The sequence below is a fragment of the Mesorhizobium sp. M7A.F.Ca.ET.027.03.2.1 genome (genome assembly GCF_003999175.1).
In the GTDB taxonomy this organism is placed as follows: Bacteria; Pseudomonadota; Alphaproteobacteria; order Rhizobiales; family Rhizobiaceae; genus Mesorhizobium.
Genome location: NZ_RZOM01000431.1, coordinates 1 through 4783 on the forward strand (window position 1 = coordinate 1; position 4783 = coordinate 4783).

Annotated in this window: 5 protein-coding genes; 3 read left to right on the forward strand and 2 right to left on the reverse strand. The window is 63.2% G+C overall.

What is annotated here, in order from left to right:
• Together EN750_RS18895 and EN750_RS18900 are read right to left on the reverse strand one after the other, a co-directional pair.
• Positions 1–550: ATP-binding cassette domain-containing protein (locus EN750_RS18895; protein WP_145967763.1), on the reverse strand; the 550-nt coding region annotated here is incomplete at its 3' end.
• 255 nt (positions 551–805) lie between these two features.
• Complete coding sequence (locus tag EN750_RS18900; protein ID WP_127397314.1) at positions 806–1768, reverse strand: sugar-binding protein; 963 nt, start codon at positions 1766–1768, stop codon at positions 806–808.
• 558 nt (positions 1769–2326) lie between these two features.
• Between EN750_RS18900 and EN750_RS18910 the strand changes: the two genes are divergently transcribed.
• The 3 genes from EN750_RS18910 to EN750_RS18920 form a co-directional block, all read left to right on the forward strand.
• Positions 2327–3448, forward strand: a complete 1122-nt coding sequence (locus EN750_RS18910) for a LacI family DNA-binding transcriptional regulator (RefSeq protein WP_189526308.1) — start codon at positions 2327–2329, stop codon at positions 3446–3448.
• A 293-nt stretch (positions 3449–3741) separates the two neighbouring features.
• A complete protein-coding gene (locus EN750_RS18915) occupies positions 3742–4194 on the forward strand; it encodes a helix-turn-helix transcriptional regulator (protein WP_127397316.1) in 453 nt (150 codons plus the stop codon).
• Positions 4191–4783 (forward strand): hypothetical protein (locus EN750_RS18920; RefSeq protein ID WP_210212752.1); only part of this gene is annotated, 593 nt, incomplete at its 3' end. The genes EN750_RS18915 and EN750_RS18920, both read left to right, overlap by 4 nt.

Sequence of the window (4783 nt, forward strand, 5' to 3'; positions counted from 1 at the left end):
ATGTCGGCTCGTCGAGGATGACCAGCCGCGCCTCGATCGACAGCGCCTTGGCGATCTCGACCATCTGCTGCTGCGCCAGCGACAGGGTCGCAACCGGCGTGTCGGCGGAAAAATTGGCGCCGACGCGCTTCAAAAGCGGCGCCACCATGGTGCGCAGCCTGGCGCGGTCGACGAGCTTCAGCGGCCCGGCGCGCAACGGCTCGCGGCCGAAGAAGATGTTGGCCGCGACATCGAGATTTTCGAACAGGTTGAGTTCCTGGTGGACGAAGGCGATGCCCGAACCCAGGCTGGCTTCGACGGAGAGCCTGTCATGCGCGGTGCCGTCGACGGTGATCGTGCCGCTGTCGGGCGTGGTGACGCCGCCGAGGATCTTCATCAAGGTCGATTTGCCGGCGCCGTTTTCACCGACGAGGCCGATGACCTCGCCCGGCCTGACTTCCATGGAGAAGCCGTCCAGCGCCACGACGCCCGGATAGGTCTTGCGCACGTTCTCGAGGCTGAGGAACGGGGCGGTCACGGATGCAGCAATGGATGTGTCGGAATAGTTCATCATGCCTGACAGCGATTGGCGGAACGGCCTCCTCGCAGACTGACGGGCCTTGGGAGGCCCGTCAATAAAAAGCGAGGCGTCGCGCTGCCCCTCACCCTACCCCTTCCGGGGCGAGCCACTTGTCTCGCCCGTCCTTCGGACCCCCGTATAGAGACGGGGAGAGGGGGATTGCCAGCGTTGGAGCGCTTCCCTTCTCCCCGTCACCATACGGGGAGAAGGTGCCGGCAGGCGGATGAGGGGCGGCGCTAACGACGATCAGTTTCCAGACATCGCCTTCAGATTGGCGGCGTAGGCGTCGACATCATCCTTGCCGATGATCTTGGTCGGGATGATGATGAGGTTGCCTGCCGGGATGCCAGACTTGTCGCCCTTGAGATAGGCAGCCATCAGCTTCATGCCCTGATAGGCCCATTCGAAGGGCTGCTGCACGACGGTGGCGGCAACGGTGCCTTCCTTGACGCCGCCCAGCGTGATCGGATCGTCGTCGAAACCGACGACGGTGATCGAGCCGAGCTTGCCGGCGTCGCGCAGCGCTTCATAGATGCGCGGCGTGTTGTAGGAGTAGAAGCCGACCATGCAGGTGACGTCGGGGCTGGCGACCAGCGCGTCCTCGACGTTCTTCTTGGCGCGCGCCTGGTCGATGTCGTCGCCGCGCACGTCGATCAGCTCGATCTTGGTGCCGGCCAGGCCGTCCTTCATGCCCTGGATGCGCTCCTTGGCATTGTCGGCGCCGAGCAGGCCGACGAAGCCGAGGCACTTGCCGCCATTGGGCATCGCCTTCTTGGCGATTTCGGCCGCCTGCTTGCCGGCATCGACATTGGACGAGCCGATATAGGCGACGCGCTTGGTCTGCGGTGCGTCCGAGTCGGTGGTGAACAGCGCCGTTTCCGAGGCGATCTTGTTGAGGCCATCGGTCGAGGTCTTGGGATCGACGGCCGAGACCATGATGCCCTTGACGCCGGCGGTCACCAGATCGTCCATCAGCCGCTGCTGGATGGCGACCGAGGACTGCTCGGGATATTTGAGCTCAAGATTGTAGTCGGGCAGTTCGCCCTGCGCCTTCTTGACGCCGGCTTCGGCGGCCTTCCAGAAATCGGAAGCGCCGTTGACGACGAAGGCCAGCGTCGGCTTGTCTTGGGCGCGCGCGATGGCCGTGGCCGACAGGCCAAGCAGCAGCGCGGTCGCGGCTACGGATGCATTGCGTATCAAGGATTTCATGTTCAACCTCCCGTTTGGCTCAGTCGTTGGACCGGCCGATCTTGCACTGACCTGATTTGCCGTTTGCAGCGTGGACGCCCTCCTCCTCAAAGGGGTTCCCGGCACCGAAGAATGGCGTCGTTCCAGCCACGATCATGGACCTTAGAGACTCATCCTTCGTTCGTAAATAGTCCGATTTGTCTGACATATCACATATCCGAGACAAGGCTTGCGGAGCTAGGATCCGCTCGCCACCGGGCCATTTTTCGCACTCTCCCGCCGCCCCGAACCCACCGGGCCGTACGCGACGGATTGACGGTACAGCGCATTTTTGTATTAGTAAACAGTATTAGTTCCGAGCCAATGCCGGGGTTTCGCGGTGCGCCCGCCGCCGAGCCGTGATCACCGCTGGCCCGCCGCCCAAGCCTTCCGCCCTTTGAGTTTTGGCTTGTATGGAGATCCACGGCGGATGGACCTCCTGCATACTAATAGTTATAAACGGCCTGGACGTTATCTCTATGCATCGACGGCGTCACGCCATCTTGCCGGCCTGACCGGCCTGCCAGACTGGGAGTTGCCATGAGCGAGACGACGGATCGGGCCAGCGACACGGCGAGACGGCGCAAGGCGCCGGCCAAGGGCGCCAAGGGCCGCGTCACCATGATCGATATCGCCAGGGCGGCCGGCTGCTCGCAGGCGACCGTCTCCTTCGTGCTCAACAACTCGCCGGGGATCAAGCTGTCGCAGCAGACCCGCGAACGGGTGATCGAGGCCGCGCGGACGCTCGGCTACGCCGCGCCCGCTTTCGAGGCCCTTCACCCGACGTCGCCTGCCTTCGGGGGGCCCGCCTTCGAAGGGCTGGACGGGGTGATCGGCTTTGCCGTCGACCAGCTCGCCACCAGCCCGGAAGCCGTGGTCGCCATCGAGGGCGCACGCCAGGCCTCGTGGAACGCCGGCAACGTGCTGCTGGTGGCGCAGACGCTGGGCGATTCCGTCATGGAGCCGCGCGCCATTTCAGCGCTGACCAAGCGGGGCATTTCGGCGCTGATCTACATGACCATCTTCACCCGCGAGATCACAGCGCCCGATTACCTCTACGGCCTCGACATCCCGGTGATCCTGCTCAACTGTTATACGGCCGACTACGCCTTCCCCGCCGTGGTGCCGAGCGAGATCGCCGGCGGCCAGAGCTCGACCCGCCACCTGATCAGCCACGGCCACCGCCGCATCGCCACCATCACCGGCGAGCCGTGGATGCAGGCGGCACAAGACCGGCTGAAAGGCTACCGCCGCGCGCTCGCCACCGCCGACATCCCGTTCGATCCCGAGCTGGTGGTCGAAGGCGACTGGTCGGCCAGCGCCGGCTACGCCGCGACCGTCAAGCTGCTGGCGCTCAGGGACAAGCCCACCGCCATCTTCTGCCAGAACGACCGCACCGCGATCGGCTGCTACGAAGCGCTGAAGGAAGCCGGCCTGCACATCCCGCAAGACATTTCCGTGGTCGGCTACGACGACGAGGAAATCGCCCGGCATCTGTTCCCGCCGCTGACGACCTCGATCCTGCCGCACATGGCAATGGGCCAATGGGCGATCGAACAGCTGGAAGCGCCGGCGGCGCCTGGACGGGGGCGCTATCCGATTACGAAGCTGGAGTGCCCGCTGGTGGAGCGGGAGAGTGTGCGGGGGGTAAAGGCCGGCTGACGGCGGCTCGGCTGGCCAGCCACGGGTCACCGCAGGCGCCGAACTGAGCGCTGTGAATTTCGCATGTGGATAAAAGTCGGTGTTGGGATATTTAATTCCAAGCGGCTGCTCCAGGCGGGAGCGGCTGAAACGGGCCGGTTGCCGACCGGCAGCTTTCGGGCGTACGGCCGCGAAAATGGACATCGGACCCTTGAGGGGTGGATCGTCCCGTTTCGCCAAACTTAGTGAAATGATGACACAATATGAGTTGCAAAAAGAGGCGCCGCGCCTCATCATAGGTTGATGAGGGGCACGTGACCGGTCTCGAAATGAAAGATCTGCGGCAGCGGGCGAAGCTATCGCAGGCCCAGTTAGCGTCAGCGATCGGCATGTCGCGGGAAAGCATCGGGCGCATCGAGCGAAGCCGGGAAACTGTCGAGAAGCGGACCGAGCTGGCGGTGCGCTACATCGCCGAATACGGGATTGCCGTAGACCGGTCGCTTTCGCAGATTCATTCTGATGTCGCGAACGTGCTTGACGACGCTGCCGTACGCGCCAGCCCATCGATCCAGCGCACCGACAAGCTGAAGGTCGCGCTTGAGAGCTGGACTGCAGCGGGTGGAAGCGATACTGGCCGGCAGCTAATCTATCGCGCGCAAGGGGTGATCGGCCAGATCAACGTGTCAGATGCGCGAGACCCGACCTTTGCTCGGACGATGAGCGACCTGACTCAAGTCAAGCTCGAGTGGGCGGCTCTTAAGGCATGACCAACATCGCAACGTCGACTCCCTGTCTCGGCGAAGTGTCCAGGAGGCCAGAGCCGGCGATTAAATTCGGCGAGTTCATCGCCAGTGCAGTAAAGACTGCCAGCGGCGAGATCGGCGATCAGTCTCCCGTTACGATCTCACACCCACTGCTGAACGGTGTGCCTTACGCGGCCTTTCGCCGTGAAATAGACATCGAAACGCGACGTGAACTTGGTGCCTTCTTCTCGAGCGACGGCATATCGAGGGGCTTGGCGATTCAGCTGGCCGAAATGCTCGATGCGGATTCCCTCGTGCTTGATCCAAGCTGCGGAATCGGTGACCTGCTGCTCGCGCGAGCTGCAATTCTTCCTCTGGGAGCGAATTTAGAAGCAACACTAGCGCTCTGGGGTGAACGGCTAGCCGGCTTTGATATTCGCGAGGACCTAATCGATCTGTGCAAGGTTCGGCTGTGCATGCTGGCGCGGGCGCGTGGTGGGTTCACGGATCAAACCGATCCTCTGGAAGCATTTCCACAAATCGTTGCACAGGACATGACGGCGCCTGAAAGTCGTGACCTGCTATGGCGTGCCGACGCGATCCTGTTCAACCC